We start from the raw sequence: 19,450 nt of genomic DNA, 5'->3' as shown, positions 1-19,450 counted from the left end.
CAAAGCCCACCACAACCATTAATTAGCGACGGGATCATCGAGGAGAACTTCCGAGACGCGATAATCGCGACGGATCGAGAAACGTTCCAGATAGCCGATCGGATCGTCGGGATTGAAAATAAGATGATCAAAGAGGGCGAAACTGTGGCGATCGGGTTCCAAATCGGGAAGACCCAGGGACCGGCAAGCTTCACCAAACAGATCGGGACGACGGACGCGTTCAATCACTTCTACCCAGTTGCGGGGGAAAGGCGCGTAACCCCAACGGGCAAGCTGAGTTAGGGTCCATAGGGCCTCACTCCGGCCCGGACAGTTAGCTTGATCGACGTAAAACTGATTAAATCGGAATAGGGCTTCGGGGGCAGTTCCTAAACCGCGATCATAACCATCGAGGAAACCGGGGCGAATAATTGCGCTATCCACGCCCACATACTGGGACTGACTGAGAATATTAACGATTTCTTCTCGATTACGCCGATCATCGCAGTATTCACAGGCTTTAATTAAAGCTTTCACCATGGCGATATGGGTTTCGGGATGTTTCGCCGCCCAAGTTTCCTTGACTCCGAGGACTTTTTCCTGGTGTCCGGGCCAAATATCGAGATCGGTGGCGATAACGTAGCCTAATTTTTCCTGAACGGCGTAGGAGTTCCAGGGTTCCCCCACACAATAACCGTCGATATTACCCGCTTTTAGCAGGGAAACCATCTGAGGCGGCGGAATTACGGCTAAATTGACATCACTATCGGGATCGATGCCGCCACTAGCTAACCAGTAGCGTAACAGTAGATTGTGCATGGAGGCGGGGTGAACCATGCCGAAAGTGGCGATTTGGTCGGGACTTTGCAGGAGGGCCCCCTTTAAGTCCTCCAGTTTTTCTACCCCCAATTCCCTGTATTTATTGCTGAGGGTGATGGCGTTACCGTTGCGACTGAGTACCAAAGCACTAATGACGGGGACAGAGGGCTTATTGCCGGCCCCAATGGTCATGCTGAGGGGCATTCCCGCCACCATCTGGGCTGCATCGAGACGACCGGTGGCTACTCCTTGGGCGAGTGCTTTCCAGTTGGGTTCCCGTTGCAGGATAACATCCTCTAATCCTTCCTCGGCGAAGAAGCCTTTCTCTTTGGCGATAATAATCGGGGCGCAATCGGTGAGGGGGATAAAACCGATGGTGGGATTGGTTTTCAGTCGGGTAGCTTGGCCGATCACCGTCACTGGACCGGTGGGTTGACCGACTTTCTTCGATCGCTTCTGTTGGTTGAGGAAATAAACGATCTCGTTACGGAGGGAGTAGTAACTGGGGTGGTTAACTACTTCTAAACGATGCCGGGGCCGGGGAATGGGAACATCGAGAATCTGACCGATATGGGCCTCCGGACCGGTGGTTAACATCACCACTCGATCGGATAGTAATAGGGCTTCATCCACATCGTGCGTGACCATGATACAGGTAACGTGGCTTTCTTCGACGATTTCCATCAAACGTTCCTGTAAATTGCCTCTGGTTAACGCATCCAGCGCCCCAAAGGGTTCATCGAGTAGCAGGACTTTTGGCCGTAGGGCTAAGGCGCGGGCGATCGCTACCCGTTGTTTCATGCCTCCCGATAATTCTCCCGGTCGTTTGTTGGCGGCATGGCGCAGGTGTACCATATCGATACTATGTTCGATGACACTTTTGCGTTCAGCAGCCGGTAGATGACGCAGCACGCGGTTAACTCCTAGGGCGATATTTTCCCGGACGGTTAACCAGGGCAGCAGCGAATAATTCTGGAACACCACCATGCGATCGGGGCCGGGGCCTTTAATTTCTCTTCCCTCTAAAATCACCCCTCCCACCGTCGGGCGATCGAGTCCGGCGACCATATTTAAGAGGGTGGATTTCCCGCAACCGGAGTGACCGATTAAAGAGATAAATTCCCCTTGAGTAACGCTGAGATCGATATTTTTTAGGGCGATATATTGACGGCCATCGGGGAGAGGGAAAACCTTATCAATGTGATCGACTTCAATAAATGCAGACATTTTCAGTTATCAGTTATCAGTTATCAGTTATCAGTTATTAGTTATCAGTTATCAGATTTGAGTTTTTAAGTGTGCAGTATTAAATAGCAGTTTACTACTGTCTTTTCACTGTTTACTGATAACTGTTTAGGCTCTCTTGGAGATTGGCTGAAAAATGTTCACCATACATTGCGCTTGGTGTGGCTCTTTTTTCGACAAGATTTGCCGATCACCATAACCTCAAGAGAGCCTTATTTATTTTCTTCGGGTACAACTAATTTAGCGATGTAGGCCATGAGGCGATCGAGTAGGAAACCAACAATACCCACATAAATCAGAGCGAGGATAATTTCACTGATCATGGAACTATTCCAAGCATCCCAGATAAAGAAGCCAATTCCCACGCCACCGATCAGCATTTCCGCCGCTACAATTGCCAACCAAGATAAACCGATACCGATTCTTAATCCCGTGAAAACGTAGGGAACGGTGGCGGGAAAAAGAATATTAAAAAAATATTCTACTTTGGATAATTTTAACACTCTAGAGACGTTTTTATAGTCTTGGGGAACCTGCTGGACTCCCACAGCCGTGTTAATAATAATTGGCCAAATTGCTGTAATAAAAATTACAAATATGGCACTAGGTTCGTTATTGCGAAAAGCCGCTAGGGATATGGGTAGCCAAGCTAGGGGGGGAACGGTACGCAGGATTTGGAAAATCGGATCGATCGCATCATAAATTAGGGCGCTGCTACCGATTAAAATACCCGCAGCGATGCCAACAATAGCGGCAAGGGTAAAACCGACGGCCACCCGTTGTAAACTGGCGAAAATTTGCCAGAATAACCCCACATCCGTGCCACCATTATTGAAGAAGGGATTAATAATTAATTCCCAGGTATCGCTAACCACTTTGGTGGGACTAGGGAGGGGAGCATCGGGACTAAAACAGAGTATTTGCCAGATGACGAGGAAAATTAATAAAGCAATCGCCGAAGTTGCTAGTTTGGGTAATTTTTTTTTGAGGTCTTTTAACCATTTTGGACCTTGAGAACGACGAGAAATAGAAACAGCCATAATCAGTTATCAGTTATCAGTTATCAGTTATCAGTTATCAGTGGTTCAGTGATCAGCATCAGTGATCAGTTATCAGTTATTAATTACCAGTTATGAGCAAATCATCTTTAACTGTTGACTGGTTACTGATCACTGAACACTGATTTAAACCTTTTTAATCTTGAGAGATTTCAGGTAAGCTTGGGGATTTTCGGGATCAAATTTCACGCCATCAAAGAAAGTTTCCACACCGCGAGAGGTAGAGGTGGGAATTTGATCAGCCGGAACATTGAGGGCTGTGGCGGCTTCTCTCCAGATATCTTCCCGGTTAACCTTATCAACTAAAGCTTTGATGTCCGTATCGGCGGGAATATAGCCCCAACGGATGTCTTCAGTCACAAACCAAGTATCATGACTCTTGTAGGGATAGGAAGCGTTATCAGCCCAGAATTTCATGGCTACGGGGCTATTTTCGATTTTGCGACCATCACCGAAATCGATATTACCCTGCATTCTTCCCAAGATATCGGCGGGGTCAATTTTCAGCCATTCCCGTCCTGAAATAATCTCGCACATTTCCTTAACATTAGCGGGATCGTTGCACCATTGCTGCGCCTCCAGAACAGCCATAGTTAAAGCTTTTGCCGCTTTGGGATTTTTATCCACCCAATCGGCGCGCATGGCGAAAGCTTTTTCGGGGTGATCCTTCCAGAATTCTCCAGTGATCAGCGCAGTGTACCCGAGGCCTTTGGAGACGATTTGGGCGTTCCACGGTTCGCCGACACAGAACGCGTCCATGGTGCCGACTTTCATATTGGCCACCATCTGCGGCGGGGGAACGACGATGAGGGAGATGTCATTATTGGGATCGATGCCGCCCGCAGATAGCCAGTAACGCATGAACAGGTCGTGGTTGCCCCCCGGAAAGGTGACGGCAGCTTTCATTTCTTTGCCGGCAGATTTCGCTTTGGTGAGGGTTTCTTTGAGTTTAGAACTGTCGAGGTCGAGTTTTAAATCCGCGTGGGATTTGGAGATCGATATCGCTTGACCGTTGGTATTCAAACGTGCCAGAATATACATCGGTACGGGCTGTTTGGTGATTTTGCCCAAGGTCATTAGGTAGGGCATGGGGCTGAGGATGTGGGACCCGTCGATGCCATTCCCCGCCGAACCTAATTCGAGGTTATCCCGGGTTGCAGCCCAAGAAGCTTGTTTCATCACTTGCACATCGGGCATCCCGTGTTTAGCGAATAAACCTTTTTCCTTGGCGATAATTAAGGGGGCAGCGTCGGTGAGGGCAATAAAACCTAGTTTGGCGGTGGTGACTTCGGGAGTTTCTCCACCGGCAGCGGGGGAAGCGGCAGGACTGCCGGCCGGGGAGGGACTGGTCGCGGTATTATTGGGAGTGGCGCAACCGTGGAGAATTGCTGTTCCTACGGCAGTTGCCCCGGCAGTGAAGATAAATCTACGTCTAGAAAGTTTACTCATGGACTAAAAAATCGTGATTAGAAACTAAACAAAGGTGATGAAACGGTGAAAAATTCTCATTATTTCCCCTAACTGACTGCGGTGATAACCGAGAAAATTTCTGGAAAGTAACTGTTGATTCAGTAAGGAGGCTTTGACTATTTTTATCTCTCGATCGCTTTTGCTTCTCCATCTGGGGAGATTTAGCAGTAGTTTTTGTCTAAGAGATTTTTTCTAGAAGCATAACAGTTTTGAGGAGTCGATAGATAGATAGGGGCGGTTTTTGGTCATCTGGGCTAGAAAGATCAGTTTATTTCAGGGTTATTACCGAAGCAATTAACTTAAATTTACAGTCTTCAACAGGAAAATTCGTATAGATTGTTACAAAATATTGCCAGCCATGTAATAAAAGCATAAAAATTTGTCTGAAACGCATGGCAGAGCGATGGGGGTTTTTAGCTATCTTGACTCAGTTATCGGGTTTGAGTTTGCAGTTCACTGATTACCGGTTACTATTTACCGATTACGGAAAAATCCCCGCAAGTATTAGCGATGCCAGCAGCTTGAGACAATCTCTGTTATGCTTTGGAACTTGCCAAGGGCAAAAGCATATTATTATCGATCGATGCTTCCCTTTTATTAGATGAGTTCGCCGAATTAGAAGGGGTAGTTTTAACTATTGAAGATAAGCTAAGACGAATTTAAACTGGGCATTATTAAGTTAGCTAAAAAGCAGATAACCCTTGCTGTTCCAGTGTTCCAGTATTCTGGTGTTGCCCTATCGATCTAGACTAATTTAGATGCGCGGGCGGCTTATTTTGATTAATGCAGAGGAAATTCGCTATATTGAATTTTGGCAGCATCAAACAGAGGTAACTTAAATGTCGGACAAACAAGAAAGACGATATGATAAATTTAAGCGCGGCTATCAAGCTAAAATTGATCAACCCCCGGGTAAACCGCCCCAGGGTGGTTCTAATGTTAAACCGCCACTAAATCAGGACAAGGAGAAAAATAACCCACTGATTATCTATGCCCCCTTTTACCTGTTCCCTGTTCTAACTGATAACTGATAACTGATAACTGAATATGGCTTATTCTCGCATTAAAAAACTAGCAAATTATCTACGTCCCCATTGGCAAATGGTAACTGGGGGGGTAGTTGCTTTGCTGATTGTTAATCTTTTGGGTGTTTATATACCGCTTTTAATCCGGGATAGCATCGATGATTTAAGTAAATCTTTTGACTTCCAAAAAATCATTTACTATGTGATTGTCATTGTCGCTTTAGCCTCGATTATGTGGTTTATCCGCATGATATCCAGAGTGTTATTATTCGGGATCGGTCGTCAGGTAGAGTTCGATCTTAAACAAAAAATCTTTCAGCATTTATTAACCCTTGAACCTGCCTATTTTTCTCGGCAAACTTCAGGAGATTTAATCAACCGTGCCACTAGCGATGTGGATAATATTCGTCGTCTGGTGGGTTTTGCTTTGCTTAGTTTGGCTAATACTTTTTTTGCCTATGGGTTAACTTTGCCCGTGATGTTAGCGATTCATATTCCCCTTTCAGTCGCCGCTATTTCTGTCTATCCTTTGATGTTAATTGCCGTGCAGTTATTTAGTGGTCGTCTCCAGCGGCAACAACAAAAAGTACAGGCAAAACTATCGCATCTGAGCGATTTAATTCAAGAGGATATGAGTGGTATTACCCTGATTAAAATCTATGCCCAAGAAGTTAACGAGCGCCTAGCATTTAAGCAAAGAAATCGCGAATTATTACAGGCTAATTTAGATTTAGTCCAGACTCGTAATTTTCTTTTTCCCCTGGTCGAAGCTTTAGCCTATGTAAGTTTATTGGCCTTGCTTTCCCTCGGTACTAGACAAATTATAGCGGGTAATATCACCATCGGGGACTTTATTGCTCTGTTAATTTTGGCGGAAAGATTAGTTTTTCCTACTACTTTATTAGGTTTCACTATTACGGCCTACCAACAGGGAGAAGTGAGTATTGATCGCCTGGAAACTATCCTATTAGCCGAGGCTAAAATTAAAGACAATGCCGATTGTATTCACTTAAAAAATATTCAAGGAAAAATTACCGCCAAAGCCTTGACTTTTTCCTATCCTGATGCTAGGGAACCGGCCTTAAAATCTCTTTCTTTTACCATTAATCCGGGGGAAATGGTAGCGGTAGTCGGTGCGATCAGGTCGGGAAAATCTACCCTTGCTAACGCTATTCCCCGTCTTTTGGATATTGCGGAAGGACAGTTATTTATTGATGATCAAGATGTCACGGGAATTGCCCTTGAAGAGCTGCGAAAAGCGATCGCTTATGTTCCCCAAGAAAGTTTTTTATTTAGTACCACCATCGAAGATAATATCCGTTACGGCGATCCGCTGCTGAATTTTCCAGCAGTGAAATCGGCAGCCAAACAAGCGAGAATTCAGGAGGAAATCGAGAATTTCCCGCAAAAATACGGAACTTTAGTGGGAGAACGTGGGATTACTCTTTCCGGGGGTCAACGTCAACGGGTCTCTTTAGCGCGAGCTTTAGCCATCCAAGCACCGATTTTAATCCTTGATGATGCCCTATCTAGCGTCGATAATCAAACGGCCACGGCTATTTTGGAAAATCTCAGCCAAGAAAGCCAAAAAACCGTGATTTTTATCTCCCATCAATTATTGGCCGCTGCCACTGCTGATCGGATTTTTGTCATGGATCGCGGAGAAATTGTCCAAATGGGAACCCACGAGGAGTTAATCGCAGTCCCCGGAGTCTATCAAAATCTCTGGCAACGGCAGCAGTTAGAGTCTAAGGTTTTAGATTAGCCGATAAAATAGGGAATCTGCTAGTTATTGCCGGTTAAGCTGGGGACTATCTCAATTACTCCTTAAGACTGTTTAAATGCAGTACAGCAGTTATCTTTTAGCGACAATGAACAAGGATCAACTTTTAACCGAACCTTTTTTACAATTACCCACCGAAACATCAATACAAGTGATTTGGTTTACGGAATTTTTTGGCACTGGTCATCAGGTGCGCTACGGGGAAAAACTAGAGAAAATAGCCCCCGCTCGCACTAGCAAATTAACTAGAGTCAGAGAAGATGCTCAATCGAGAACCGTTGAAGCTTATCAATCTTTAACCGATCGAGAAATCTGGCGACATCAGGCCGAAATTACTGATTTAAATCCGGGGGAAAGGATTCCCTATCAAGTCACCAGTTTTCAGGAAAATAGGGCGATTAGAAGTGATATTTATACTCTTACCCCAAGACCCAAAAAAGGAACTAATCTCAAAATTTTGCTCACTTCCGATCATCAATTAATGCCCATGACTGCCGCTAATTTACAAAAAGTTATTGAAACTATTGGACAGGTAGATGCAGTTTTTTTAGCAGGAGATTTAGTTAATATACCCGATCGAGCTTCCGAATGGTTTGATGATAGTCGCGGTGGGGCATTTTTTCCCTGTTTACAAGGTCGTGCTAATTATACTCTTACCAAGAATGGTATTCAGACTATTTATAAAGGGGGAGAAATTATTCAAAATGCCCCCTTATTTCCTGCGATTGGTAATCATGAAGTTATGGGCAGATTTTCTAATTCCAGAGGTTTAAATGAACAGTTTGAAGATGCTATTCCTCAATTTATTGCTAAACAACTAGCAGAGGATACAGCAGCAATTAATGAAAAATGGTTAAAAAATAATTCTTTCAACACAGAAACCTACGAAGAAATTTTTTCTTTGCCTCAAAATAAATATTATTCTCTCACCTTTGGCGATATTCGTTTAGTGGTTTTATATGTTACTAATATCTGGAGAAATCCCAATTTAGAACCCAGTGCAAGGGGAAGATATTACGAAAATCAAAGAGATTTAGATAGACCCGAACGCTGGGGTTATGGTCAGCATATTTTTGAGCCAATTGCTCAGGGTAGTCCTCAATATCAATGGTTAGAAAAAGAGTTAAATAGTCCAGCATTTCAAGAGGCTAAATATAAAGTAGTCATGTTTCATCATCCTCCCCATACCCTAGGAGGAAATATCGTGCCACCCTACACCAATCCTGTGCCGACAATTGAACGGGATGCCACGGGAAAAGTTAGATCAGTACGTTATGATTATCCCCAAGAAAATGATTATATTATTCGTGATCTCATTCCCTTATTAGAATCAGCCAAGGTTGATTTGGTTTTTTATGGTCATTCCCATTTATGGAATCGTTTTCTTAGTTCTAAGGGTATGAATTTTCTCGAATCTTCTAACGTTGGTAATAGTTATGGCGCTCATTTAGGTGATAAAAAACGTCCTGTACCTCTCGATAGAAATTATGCGGCCATCGGTAATCCCAATGGATTACCACCAATTATCCCGAATATTGCTCCTCTAGTGGATTGGGTTAATCAACCTTTATCCTATATTGCCAGTAATGATCTGACGGTTTTTAGCATTTTAGATACAGAAAAAGGAACCGTGAGCAGTTATCGTTTTGATACTCGTTATCCTGACTCCGAGGTAATTAAATTTGATGAATTTGACCTTTTTAGCGTAGGTGAAATATAATAAAATCAAAGAGTGCCGGTTAAATAGATTCTCTTGGGGTTAATTCTATGACTACTGTTACCAGCAATGATATTCAAGAATTGAAAGACTTACTCTCGGCAATGCGACAGGAAAACCGCGAGCAAATGATTTCTCTGCGAGAAGAAAACCGCGAGCAAATGATTTCCCTGCGAGAAGAAACCCGCGAGCAAATTGATACGCTAAAGGAAGATAATCGCCAACAAATAGAAACCCTGAGAGAAGAAAATAACAAGCAATTTATTAACCTACACAAAGAAATCACGGAAGTCAAAATTATCACGGCTAAAATTGAAGGAACAATTCAATCCCAAGCAGTATTAACCCAAAAAATTCCCGATTTAATCGAGAAAGTTGGGGAATTAAAAAACTGGAAACAAATAGCTATTGTCGCTATCACTGCTTTTACCAGCGCCACAATTACTTGGTTTATTCGAGGAGGAAATTTAAAACCTTAAAGTCTGGTATTTTTCTCAATTCCTAATTGGTGCATTGGCAGAATAATCGGTTTCAGGGTTTCTGCAAAAGCGGTTAAAGAATATGCAACTTTGGCAATATTTTATAGACTGGGAATATAGAGATAAAAAAAAGGAAAACTGATGATTACTATACGCAAAGCGGAGGAAAGAGGCCACGCTAACTATGGTTGGTTAGATACCTATCATACTTTTTCTTTTGCCCAATATTATGATCCCCAACAGATTAATTTTAGGAGTCTCAGAGTTATTAACGAGGATAAAGTGATTGGGGGAAAAGGATTTCACACCCACGGACACCAGGATATGGAGATTTTAACCTATGTTTTGGAGGGAGAACTAGAACACCAAGACAGTCTCGGCACAGGTTCCCTGATTCGACACGGTGAAATTCAACGGATGAGCGCGGGAACAGGGATAAAACACAGTGAATTTAATCATTCTGCCACTAATCCCCTCCATCTTCTGCAAATTTGGATTATTCCCGACCAAAAAAATCTAGAACCCAGTTATGAACAAAAAGCGATCGAATTTTCTCCCCATACCCTACAATTAATCGCCTCTCCCACCGGTGCCGGCAACGCGGTTAAAGTCCATCAAGACGTTAATCTCTACGCGGGAATTTTGCCCCTAGGCCAGTCCCTCACCCATTTCTTAGTAACCGGTCGTTATGGATGGTTACAGGTGGCTAGAGGGCAAATAACCCTGAATGGCGTGCATTTACGAGCGGGGGATGGAGCGGCAATTAGAGACGAAACCTCTTTGGCTATTCAATCTCTAGAAGACTCGGAAATTTTGCTTTTTGACCTAGGGTAGTGGGGTTGAGTGTTAGGGACCCTAGGGGCTAAGTTTTGCCGCCAATTGCCGGCCGACTTTCAGCCATCAATACTGTCCACCACGCTGAGAAAATCGTTATGGATTAGCTCGGCGATAAAATTCTCTGGATCGGTGATAGGAACGGTAACGCCTTGGCTGGCCACCATCTGTGCAGCCATCCGAGTCATGAAGTCCTGTCTTGTTTCCGTCATTTTACCCTGACATTGTTGTAATTTTTCCACCAATTCCAGTGGGGAATCGGCCACCAGTTTATCTCCCTCGCGGGTGACATAAATTGTCATCTTTCCTACCTCCTAAATGATTGGGAACGAGAATTCGGCACTACTAAACCACTTCTTTTCTCGCTATCATTATTGCCGGTTAGTTAGTCTCACCCTCGTCCGTCTTTCCCTATTGTCCCTATTTGTTCTGGCTTGTCGCCTGGTAATTATTATTATCGCCAAAATAAAAGGATAAATTTGTCAATCTTTGTAACGAAAAATCAAGAGAACCTGTTCTCAGGGTATCGCCACGAACCCTTCTGGGGAAATTTGTTACAATGAATACAAGGGAACTCTCTGCTTTAGATACCATCCCGAGCAAAAAATTGGCCAGGTGGGGAGCGGAAGCGAATAGTCCCGAGAGGATAGGCATTTGTCAGAGTTTCCCGCTTCCTTTAGTTTTAGGGGGAAAAGCCATGAAATCTGCCACATTATTATCGCCCGATCGACCGCTGCCAGAATTTCTCTGGTCAGCTATCCGAGAACGTTTTCCGGGGAAAGCGATCGATGATCTCGGCATCCGCTACTATGAAAGCGTCGAGGATGTGGGATGGGAGTATTTTAACGAGAGGGTGTTGCCGGCCTGTAGCGATGAGCCTGTTGTCCGCTATCTTGGACCGTTTATCTCCTACGTCCGTCTAGGGGAAGCCTTGGTTTTGGATCGGCAAGATGGCCTTGTGGTTTACGACACCGATCGAGATGTTCCCTGCACAGAAACCGGACCTTTCTGGTGGGTGACTCCTAAATCGCGCTGAAAAACCAAACCCTAGGTAAGATTTGACGGGTGGAGTCGGTAAGCGACAAAACCCGTCGCATTTTTACAACGCCTGCGATCGCAACCAAGCCACGGGTAGATAGAGCATTTTCTTGGGTAAAGGCACGAAGGCACGACGGGCGAAGACATCATAATTATTTGCTTCAATTACGTCTAAAATGCCTTGATAAAGCAGTAAAGCCGCCCAAACCGGCCAACGGGAATCGGGATTAAGGGCGCGGATCCCCCTTTCGGCGGAATCGTAGTAATAACGGGCCCGCTCAATTTGGAAGCGCATTAACGCCTTCCAACGGTCATCATTAACCCCTTTGAGTAAATCGTCTTCGCTGTAGTTAAAACGCTCTAAATCCTCTAAAGGTAGATAAATCCGGCCACGATGGACATCTTCCCCCACATCCCGCAAAATATTGGTTAATTGATTGGCAATACCGAGATCGATCGCTTCTTCTTGGGGAATATAGACGCTTTGATGGCGTCGCCAAGGAGCAGAGCGATCGCCATCCTCCAATCCTAACACCGCGCTGGACATTAACCCCACCGTTCCCGCCACCCGATAGCAGTACAGTTTTAGTTCATCAAAGGTTTGATAACGACTGCGATAGAGATCCATCTGTTGGCCGGCGATCATATCCCGAAAGGGTTGGATATCCATGGGGAACTTTTCTAGAGTATCCACGAGAGCGACATCGGCATCCTCGAGGGCAACCCCAGAAAAGACGGTTTCTAGCTGTTTTTCCCATAAATCGAGGGTTTCAGAGGTAGTTAACCGGGCTTGGGGGCCATCGACCAGTTCATCGGTACGACGACACCAGACATAAATTGCCCAGATCGCTTGACGTTTTGCTTTCGGCATCAGGAGAGTACCGAGATAAAACGTTTTGGAATACTTCTCTGTAATCTGGCGACAGAGTTCGTAGGACTCCGCAAGGGAGACGAGGGGTTTGGTGGGGTGGGTCGGTTTTGGCAATTGGAGCATTCTGCTGGGGCGGAATGATTGACTTAGATTAACGGCGAACTGTGGCTAATGATATAGCATTGTCTCACTCAAGGCCATTTTCGTCATTAGTCCCTAGCCAGAGAATTAACGAGCGCTGGACACTGGTGTAGATTGGATTTTATTCGGGTTTAGCGGTGCTGCGGGGTGATCTTTGCTGATCACTGCTGCCGCTAATTTCCCTGATAAAACCGCTCCTTCCATGCTTCCTAAATATTTTTGCATGGTATAGTCACCGGCGAGATAAAAATTCTCGATCGGAGTTTTCTGAGAAGGTCGATAAGCTTGTCGGCCGGGGGTGGCTTTATAAACTGATCGGGGAGTTTTCACCAGATGATATTTTAACAATTGACTGGGATTATCGCCAGTAAAATGTTGAGGAAAGAGTTTTTCTAATTCTTTCATCGTCGCGGCGATAATTTCCTCATCGGATTTAGTAATCCAATCCTGAGCGGGAGCGAGAACTAATTCTAACATCGAGCGATCGGGGTTGGCGTATTCTTTACAGGTGTTGCTCATGTCAGCATAAACACTGAGTAAAGGTGAACGGGAGAATAATAAATGATCGATGTCGGTTAGTTTGCGATCAAACCAAAGGTGTAAATTAATAACGGGAACCCCTTCTAATCCTTCTAATTTTTGAAAGAATTTATCTTCTTGCCAAGGTTTAGGTAGTAAAACTTTTAAAGGATCTACAGGCATTGCCGACACATAAAGATCGGCTTCAAAAAGATAATCTTCCCCACCGTCTAAACCGCGCATTAAGAAGGCTTTAACCGTGCCATCTCCATTTAACAGAATTTCTTTTAAAGGGGCATTCAAGCGCACTTCGCCACCTCTAGCGGTGATGTAATCGACTAAAGGTTGGCAGAGTCTTTCCGTGGGTGAACCGTCGAGAAAAGCCATTTTTGAGCCGTTTTTCTCCTGTAAAAAGCGGTTGAGGGCTGTTAGTAGAATCGTGGCGGAAATCTCGTTAGGATCGATAAAGTTTAGGGCTTTCGACATAGCGATAAACACTTCTTTTTCTACCCTAGACGGGATGTTTTGCTTCTCTAACCATTCCGACCAAGAATATTTATCCATCTCCTCGACGTAACTTTGGCCTTTAACAATGGCAGGGATTAAACCGAGTCCAAATTTAATTTTTTCCTCCCAAGTTAACATATCGTTATTGCGGAGAATGGCAACAATACCGTTAATTGGGGCGGGAATATCTGGGAAGTCAAACCGCGAATAAGTCCCCGGTTTTTCCGGCTGATTGAAGATCATCGAGTGTTCTTTCCACTGTAGGCGATCTTCTATGCCCAATTCTTTGAATAATTGCAGCATATTGGGATAAGCGCCAAAGAAGATATGTAAACCGGTTTCGTACCAGTCCCCATCGGCATCTTTCCAAGCGGCAATTTTTCCCCCTAATACATCGCGACGTTCCAGTACGATGGGCGTATGTCCCGCATCGACAAGGTATTTCGCACAAGATAATCCGGCTAGTCCCGCACCAGCGATCGCAACTCGCATCGTTTCCTATCTACTCTCTAATGTCTTGTCTTTATCACATTCGCTATTATACTTCACATTTCGTTACATTTTTTTCAGCTTTTCAGCTTTTCAGCTTTTTCCCCCTTCTCCCTATCTTCCCACTTCCTTGATAACTGCTGACTGCTTACTGATAACTGCTTACTGGTCACTGATAACTGATAACTGATATTGTGATATGTAATTAGCTTAATTCGCTTACCTTTTTAGTTCACGCGTACACCCTCTTCAATCGATCGCTATGACTTTTCCCACTACGTCACCTCAAGTCTCGGAAATAGAGAATAATCGTGCTTGGCATAATTTAACTGGCGAACAAACCCTAGAAATACTGAGAACCAATGGGGAAACCGGCTTAATCGAGGACGAAATTGTTAAAAGAAAGGATATTTTCGGGTTAAATGAACTAAAAGAAACGGGGGGACGTAGCCCGTTAATGATTCTCTGGGAACAGTTTACTAACATCATGTTAGTGATGCTGATTGCCGTGGCGGTGGTTTCGGCAGTTTTGGATCTGAAAAAAGGGGAATTTCCCAAAGATGCGATCGCTATTTTTACGATTGTTATTTTAAACGGTATTTTAGGATATTTACAGGAAAGTCGGGCAGAAAAGGCATTAGCCGCCCTTAAGCAGTTATCCTCGCCGAAAGTCAGGGTTATCCGTAATGGTAGCACCTTTGAAGTGGCGGCCAAGGAACTTGTCCCCGGGGATATCATGTTACTGGAAGCGGGGGTACAAATTGCCGCCGATGGCAGATTATTAGAAGCACAAAACCTGCAAATTCGCGAAGCTGCCCTCACGGGTGAAGCGGAATCGGTGAATAAACAAGCACAGAAGGTTTTACCTGAAGATGCCTCTTTAGGCGATCGCATTAACCTCGTCTATCAGGGTACAGAAGTAGTACAAGGGCGAGGGAAAGTGGCGATTACCAAGACGGGAATGGACACGGAAATCGGTAAAATCGCCGCTTTGTTGCAAGGAGTAGAAAGTGAACCAACTCCCCTACAGCAGCGAATGTCGCAGTTAGGTAACGTTTTAGTGAGTAGTTCCCTAGCTTTAGTGGCTATAGTTGTCATTGGCGGTGTAATTCGCTTTGGTTGGCAGTTTTTTGAATCATTCCTCGAAACTTCCCTCAGTATGGCTGTGGCCGTTGTTCCCGAAGGTTTACCGGCAGTGGTGACGGTGACTTTGGCAATTGGAACCCAGAGAATGGTGAGAAGACAAGCTTTAATCCGTAAATTGCCGGCAGTGGAAACTTTAGGCTCGGTAACGACGATTTGCTCCGATAAAACTGGAACTTTAACTCAAAATAAAATGGTGGTGCAGAAAGTCAATACTTCCCACCATGTCATTACTGTCACGGGGGAAGGTTACGCGCCCATCGGGGAGTTTAGTGGCGCGAGTGAAAGTGATCCCGAACTACAGGCAATTTTAACGGCTTGTGTGCTGTGTAATGATGCACTTTTGCAAAATAAAGCGCAAGAATGGTCAATTTTAGGCGATCCCACCGAAGGAGCTTTACTGACGTTGGCGGGTAAAGGAGGACTATATCGGGAAGCATTGGAACCAAAAAGCCCTCGTTTAGGCGAATTTCCCTTTTCTTCCGAACGAAAGAGAATGTCAGTAATCTGTGAGAATGCCCAGTTAGGTTTGGGGGATTCTGCCTATTTAATGTTTACCAAAGGCTCACCGGAATTAATTCTCGAACGCTGTTCTCTGATCCAAGTTGGGGCGGAAAGTCAACCCTTAACAGCTGAACAAAGAAGCCGTATTTTGGCACAAAATGACGAAATGGCGGGTAATGGCCTACGAGTCTTAGGTTTTTCCTATAAACCGATGACAGAAGTGCCGGAAGCGGAAAGAGAAGATAGTGAAGAACAATCCTTGGTTTGGTTGGGATTGGTGGGAATGCTCGATGCACCCCGCAAAGAAGTTAAAGAAGCGGTTGCCCTCTGTCGTCAAGCGGGAATTCGTCCGATTATGATTACCGGGGATCACCAATTAACCGCCAAGGCGATCGCCAGTGAATTGGGCATTGCTGCTGCCGGGGAGCGAGTAATCACGGGTAAAGAATTAGAAAAAATGTCTCAGAATGACCTAGAGGCAGAGGTAGATGGTGTGAGCGTCTATGCTCGCGTTTCTCCCGAACATAAGCTGAGAATCGTCCAAGCTTTGCAAAAACGGGGCAAATTCGTCGCCATGACGGGGGACGGAGTCAATGATGCTCCGGCACTAAAACAAGCGGATATCGGCATCGCCATGGGCATTACGGGAACCGATGTCAGCAAAGAAGCCAGCGATATGATTTTGCTGGATGATAATTTTGCCACCATCGTCGCTGCCACTGAAGAAGGGCGCGTGGTTTACAGTAACATTCGGCGCTTTATTAAATACATTCTCGGCAGTAATATTGGCGAGGTTTTAACCATTGCAGCGGCTCCTCTGCTCGGTTTAGGCGGTGTACCCCTTTCTCCCTTGCAAATCCTCTGGATGAACCTTGTTACTGACGGTTTACCGGCTCTTGCTCTGGCAATGGAACCCGCCGAACCTAATGTGATGAAACGTCCACCTTTTAGCCCCCGGGAAAGCATTTTCGCTCGCGGGTTGGGTTGGTATATGATTCGCATCGGCATCGTCTTTGCCATTCTCACCATTATTATGATGTACTGGGCTTACCAATATACTCAGGCAACCCCCGAAATCGGAGATCCCGGACGCTGGAAAACCATGGTATTTACTACCCTCTGTTTAGCACAAATGGGTCACGCTTTAGCGGTGCGTTCCCATACCCAGTTAGCTGTGCAAATGAATCCCTTCTCTAATCCTTACATTATCGCCGCCGTGGGCTTGACAACGATCCTACAATTGTTGTTAATTTATGCTCCTCCTCTACAAAGCTTCTTCGGCACTCAATGGATTAGTGGCACGGAATTATTAATCTGTTTTGGATTTAGTGCCTTAATGTTTGTTTGGATCGAGTTGGAGAAGTTATTTATTCGCTGGTTCATGACGAAAAAATAAATCAATGCCAACACCAATTATTCTGACTTTAACGGTTTTAGTCGTTGCTTTAGTCGCTTTCGTGGCGGAATGGCTACCGGTAGATTTAACCGCTTTATGCGTGGCGATTGTCCTGATTCTTTTGGGTTTAGTTACTCCCGAAGAAGGTATCGCCGGGTTTAGTAATTCTGCCACGGTAACAGTGATGGCGATGTTTGTGCTTAGTGCCGGAATTACCCGCACGGGAGTGATTCAAGTAATTCGCGATCGCTTGCTGGTTTGGGGTGGCAAAAGTCCCCACCAACAGGTATTTGTCCTAGGAGCATTAGTGGGGCCGATTAGTGCTTTTATTAATAACACGGCAGTGGTGGCGATCTTTTTACCCATCGTCGAAGATTGGTGTAAAAAACAAAAAATTTCTCCTTCTAAGTTATTAATTCCCCTTTCCTACGCCACGGTTTTAGCGGGGATGATTACCGTGGTAGGAACTTCTACTAACATTCTCGCTAGTGGTATTTCTGCCAAGCTGGGTTATGGGGAATTTAGCTTATTTCAATTCACTGCTTTAGGATTAGTAACTTTTTTAGCAGGGTTGATTTATTTAACAATTTTTGCCCCGAAATTACTACCCGATCGCAAATCTTCCACAGGGGAATTTTTAGACGATGATTACGGTTCTAAAGTATATCTGAGTGAGGTAATTATTAGCCCTCGTTCTAATCTTATCGGTCAAACTTTATACCAAAGTGGACTACAAAGAAAGTTTGATTTTGATGTGTTGGAATTAATCAGAAATAAGGTACATTTACCCCAACCTTTAGCCGATAAAGTTCTCAATGCTGGCGATATTTTAATCGTTCACAGTAGTCGGGAAGAACTATTAAAAATCAAAGATGAACGGGGTTTAGAAATCTTTGCCGATGTCAAATTTCAGAAAGGAGATATTGAATCGGTAATTACTACAGGTGAGGAAAAATTAGCCGAGGTTTTGATTCTCTCTAATTCCCGTTTAATTGGGACAACTTTAAAAGATCTAAAATTCCGTCAGCGTTATAATGCCACGGTTTTGGCGATTCGGCGTGGTTCGGAATTACTACAAGGAAGATTGGGGAAAATTCCTTTAAAGTTTGGCGATTTGCTCTTAGTTCAGGGACCAAAACAGAGTTTTATTGGGTTACAAACCACGCGAGAATTATTAGTCTTAGAAGAAAAAGATATCGAATCCCTGCGAAAGGATAAAGGCATGATTGCTTTAATAATTACTTTGTCGGTGATTATTATTGCTGCTTTTGATATTCAACCAATTCTCGTCACCAGTTTAGTTGGGGTGGTTTTAATGGTAATTACTGGCTGTCTAAAACCGGGGGAAGTCTATGGTTCCATTCGTTGGGATATTATCTTTTTATTAGCGGGTTTAATTCCCCTGGGTACTGCCATGGATAACTCGGGAACGACTAAATGGTTAGCAGATAATTTAGTGGCTATCGGCGGCCATCTTTCGGGGTTTTGGATATTAGTTTTCTTCTATCTAATTACCTCAGTTTTAACTGAAATCCTCTCTAATAACGCCGCCGTGGTGTTAATGATTCCCGTCGCCGTGGAAGTGGCGAAAACTTTGGGTTTAAATCCTTTGGCTTTTATGTATGCTGTCACCTTTGCTGCTTCTAATAGTTATCTAACACCGATTGGCTATCAAACTAACACCATGGTTTATGCACCAGGCGGCTATAAATTCCTCGATTTTACCCGTTTGGGTGCGCCCCTAAATTTAATTTTGACGATTTTAACCCCAGTTTTAATCGTGGTGTTTTATGGCTTGAAATAAAGAAAGAGATCGAAGATTCTTCGATCTCTAAAAAGAATTTGATCAGTAGTCAAAACTATTTCGATTCGGCGAAGCGTTTACGCAGGGATTCGGCGCGCTTTTTCGCTACGGTATTATTAGGATCAAATTTGAGAGTTTCTTCGTAGGTTTCGAGAGCTTTCTTAGCCATTTGTTTCTTTTCGTAAACATTGCCAAGATTATTGAGAGCGATCGAGTATTGAGGATAAAGTTTAATTGCCTCTTTGTAGTTACGAATCGCTAATTCTAATTGTTCTTGGGCAAAATAGGAAAAACCGATCGCATTATAGATTAGGGCTTGATTTTCTGGTTCGATGCTTTCTTCTTCAGACATTTTTAAAGCCTTTTGTAGTAAACTCAAGGCTTGAACATAGAGTTTTTTATCCAGATAAAGGCTCCCTAATTCATAGTATTCTTTAGCTGTACCTTTTTCTTTTTGCAATTTCTTTTGTAGCTTGTTAAAGGTTCCTTCCACTCGACGGGTTTTAAAGATTTGCACGATGACAAAAATTCCTAAACCAATCACGAAAATTAGCAATCCAGAAACGTAAATAAGCGGTAGGGTATCTTCCATAATTAGCGATCGAGCAATTAATATTTTTATACTTATT

15 protein-coding genes are annotated in these 19,450 nt (G+C 44.1%); 8 read left to right on the top strand and 7 right to left on the bottom strand.

Annotated features, from left to right (window positions below; translation table 11 throughout):
• Positions 1–18: 18 nt before the first annotated feature.
• From myaer_RS01885 to myaer_RS01875, 3 genes are all read right to left on the bottom strand, one after another.
• A complete protein-coding gene (locus myaer_RS01885; protein ID WP_046660737.1) occupies positions 19–2,025 on the bottom strand; it encodes a nitrate ABC transporter ATP-binding protein in 2,007 nt (668 codons plus the stop codon).
• Between the two features lie 230 nt (positions 2,026–2,255).
• On the bottom strand, positions 2,256–3,083 hold the full coding sequence (gene ntrB / locus myaer_RS01880) for a nitrate ABC transporter permease (RefSeq protein WP_046660736.1): 828 nt from the start codon (positions 3,081–3,083) through the stop codon (positions 2,256–2,258).
• Between the two features lie 144 nt (positions 3,084–3,227).
• A complete protein-coding gene (locus myaer_RS01875) occupies positions 3,228–4,550 on the bottom strand; it encodes a CmpA/NrtA family ABC transporter substrate-binding protein (RefSeq protein WP_046660735.1) in 1,323 nt (440 codons plus the stop codon).
• An 860-nt stretch (positions 4,551–5,410) separates the two neighbouring features.
• Between myaer_RS01875 and myaer_RS01870 the strand changes: the two genes are divergently transcribed.
• The 5 genes from myaer_RS01870 (at position 5,411) to myaer_RS01850 (ending at position 10,409) form a co-directional block, all read left to right on the top strand.
• On the top strand, positions 5,411–5,602 hold the full coding sequence (locus tag myaer_RS01870; RefSeq protein ID WP_046660734.1) for a hypothetical protein: 192 nt from the start codon (positions 5,411–5,413) through the stop codon (positions 5,600–5,602).
• A gap of 16 nt (positions 5,603–5,618) precedes the next feature.
• The gene (locus myaer_RS01865) at positions 5,619–7,361 is read left to right on the top strand and encodes an ABC transporter ATP-binding protein (protein WP_046660733.1); all 1,743 of its coding nucleotides are present in this window, start codon (positions 5,619–5,621) and stop codon (positions 7,359–7,361) included.
• A gap of 76 nt (positions 7,362–7,437) precedes the next feature.
• Positions 7,438–9,099, top strand: a complete 1,662-nt coding sequence (locus myaer_RS01860) for a purple acid phosphatase family protein (RefSeq protein ID WP_046660731.1) — start codon at positions 7,438–7,440, stop codon at positions 9,097–9,099.
• A 47-nt stretch (positions 9,100–9,146) separates the two neighbouring features.
• The gene (locus myaer_RS01855) at positions 9,147–9,575 is read left to right on the top strand and encodes a hypothetical protein (protein WP_235614795.1); all 429 of its coding nucleotides are present in this window, start codon (positions 9,147–9,149) and stop codon (positions 9,573–9,575) included.
• A 141-nt stretch (positions 9,576–9,716) separates the two neighbouring features.
• Complete coding sequence (locus myaer_RS01850; RefSeq protein ID WP_046660729.1) at positions 9,717–10,409, top strand: pirin family protein; 693 nt, start codon at positions 9,717–9,719, stop codon at positions 10,407–10,409.
• 59 nt (positions 10,410–10,468) lie between these two features.
• Here the strand turns inward: myaer_RS01850 and myaer_RS01845 are convergent, their stop codons facing one another.
• Entirely contained in the window at positions 10,469–10,711 is a 243-nt protein-coding gene (locus myaer_RS01845; protein ID WP_046660726.1) for a hypothetical protein, read from the bottom strand.
• A 257-nt stretch (positions 10,712–10,968) separates the two neighbouring features.
• Between myaer_RS01845 and myaer_RS01840 the strand changes: the two genes are divergently transcribed.
• A complete protein-coding gene (locus tag myaer_RS01840) occupies positions 10,969–11,445 on the top strand; it encodes a hypothetical protein (RefSeq protein WP_046660725.1) in 477 nt (158 codons plus the stop codon).
• Positions 11,446–11,508: 63 nt separating this feature from the next.
• On the opposite strand, the gene crtB is transcribed toward myaer_RS01840, so the two are convergent.
• Complete coding sequence (gene crtB / locus myaer_RS01835) at positions 11,509–12,441, bottom strand: 15-cis-phytoene synthase CrtB (RefSeq protein ID WP_046660724.1); 933 nt, start codon at positions 12,439–12,441, stop codon at positions 11,509–11,511.
• Between the two features lie 105 nt (positions 12,442–12,546).
• Entirely contained in the window at positions 12,547–13,977 is a 1,431-nt protein-coding gene (pds, locus tag myaer_RS01830) for a 15-cis-phytoene desaturase (protein WP_046660723.1), read from the bottom strand.
• A 259-nt stretch (positions 13,978–14,236) separates the two neighbouring features.
• On the opposite strand from pds, the gene myaer_RS01825 reads away from it, so the two are divergent.
• On the top strand, positions 14,237–17,017 hold the full coding sequence (locus myaer_RS01825; RefSeq protein ID WP_046660722.1) for a cation-translocating P-type ATPase: 2,781 nt from the start codon (positions 14,237–14,239) through the stop codon (positions 17,015–17,017).
• Positions 17,018–17,021: 4 nt separating this feature from the next.
• Positions 17,022–18,821: an SLC13 family permease gene (locus tag myaer_RS01820; protein ID WP_046660721.1), complete on the top strand. Its 1,800-nt coding sequence runs from the start codon at positions 17,022–17,024 to the stop codon at positions 18,819–18,821.
• Positions 18,822–18,876: 55 nt separating this feature from the next.
• Here myaer_RS01820 and myaer_RS01815 read toward each other — a convergent pair whose 3' ends face one another.
• Positions 18,877–19,413 carry a tetratricopeptide repeat protein gene (locus myaer_RS01815; RefSeq protein WP_046660720.1) on the bottom strand — a complete coding sequence of 179 codons (537 nt, stop codon included), beginning with the start codon at positions 19,411–19,413 and terminating at the stop codon, positions 18,877–18,879.
• Positions 19,414–19,450: the final 37 nt, after the last annotated feature.

The organism is Microcystis aeruginosa NIES-2549 (assembly GCF_000981785.2).
Classification (GTDB): domain Bacteria; phylum Cyanobacteriota; class Cyanobacteriia; order Cyanobacteriales; family Microcystaceae; genus Microcystis; species Microcystis aeruginosa_C.
This window is presented reverse-complemented; position numbering and strand designations above follow the sequence as displayed.

What these genes read in the sequence shown, in the direction of transcription:
- myaer_RS01885 (WP_046660737.1), bottom strand. Translation starts at nt 2,025, where the DNA reads ATGTCTGCATTTATTGAAGTCGATCACATTGATAAGGTTTTCCCTCTC.
- ntrB (WP_046660736.1), bottom strand. Translation starts at nt 3,083, where the DNA reads ATGGCTGTTTCTATTTCTCGTCGTTCTCAAGGTCCAAAATGGTTAAAA.
- myaer_RS01875 (WP_046660735.1), bottom strand. Translation starts at nt 4,550, where the DNA reads ATGAGTAAACTTTCTAGACGTAGATTTATCTTCACTGCCGGGGCAACT.
- myaer_RS01870 (WP_046660734.1), top strand. Translation starts at nt 5,411, where the DNA reads ATGTCGGACAAACAAGAAAGACGATATGATAAATTTAAGCGCGGCTAT.
- myaer_RS01865 (WP_046660733.1), top strand. Translation starts at nt 5,619, where the DNA reads ATGGCTTATTCTCGCATTAAAAAACTAGCAAATTATCTACGTCCCCAT.
- myaer_RS01860 (WP_046660731.1), top strand. Translation starts at nt 7,438, where the DNA reads ATGCAGTACAGCAGTTATCTTTTAGCGACAATGAACAAGGATCAACTT.
- myaer_RS01855 (WP_235614795.1), top strand. Translation starts at nt 9,147, where the DNA reads ATGACTACTGTTACCAGCAATGATATTCAAGAATTGAAAGACTTACTC.
- myaer_RS01850 (WP_046660729.1), top strand. Translation starts at nt 9,717, where the DNA reads ATGATTACTATACGCAAAGCGGAGGAAAGAGGCCACGCTAACTATGGT.
- myaer_RS01845 (WP_046660726.1), bottom strand. Translation starts at nt 10,711, where the DNA reads ATGACAATTTATGTCACCCGCGAGGGAGATAAACTGGTGGCCGATTCC.
- myaer_RS01840 (WP_046660725.1), top strand. Translation starts at nt 10,969, where the DNA reads ATGAATACAAGGGAACTCTCTGCTTTAGATACCATCCCGAGCAAAAAA.
- crtB (WP_046660724.1), bottom strand. Translation starts at nt 12,441, where the DNA reads ATGCTCCAATTGCCAAAACCGACCCACCCCACCAAACCCCTCGTCTCC.
- pds (WP_046660723.1), bottom strand. Translation starts at nt 13,977, where the DNA reads ATGCGAGTTGCGATCGCTGGTGCGGGACTAGCCGGATTATCTTGTGCG.
- myaer_RS01825 (WP_046660722.1), top strand. Translation starts at nt 14,237, where the DNA reads ATGACTTTTCCCACTACGTCACCTCAAGTCTCGGAAATAGAGAATAAT.
- myaer_RS01820 (WP_046660721.1), top strand. Translation starts at nt 17,022, where the DNA reads ATGCCAACACCAATTATTCTGACTTTAACGGTTTTAGTCGTTGCTTTA.
- myaer_RS01815 (WP_046660720.1), bottom strand. Translation starts at nt 19,413, where the DNA reads ATGGAAGATACCCTACCGCTTATTTACGTTTCTGGATTGCTAATTTTC.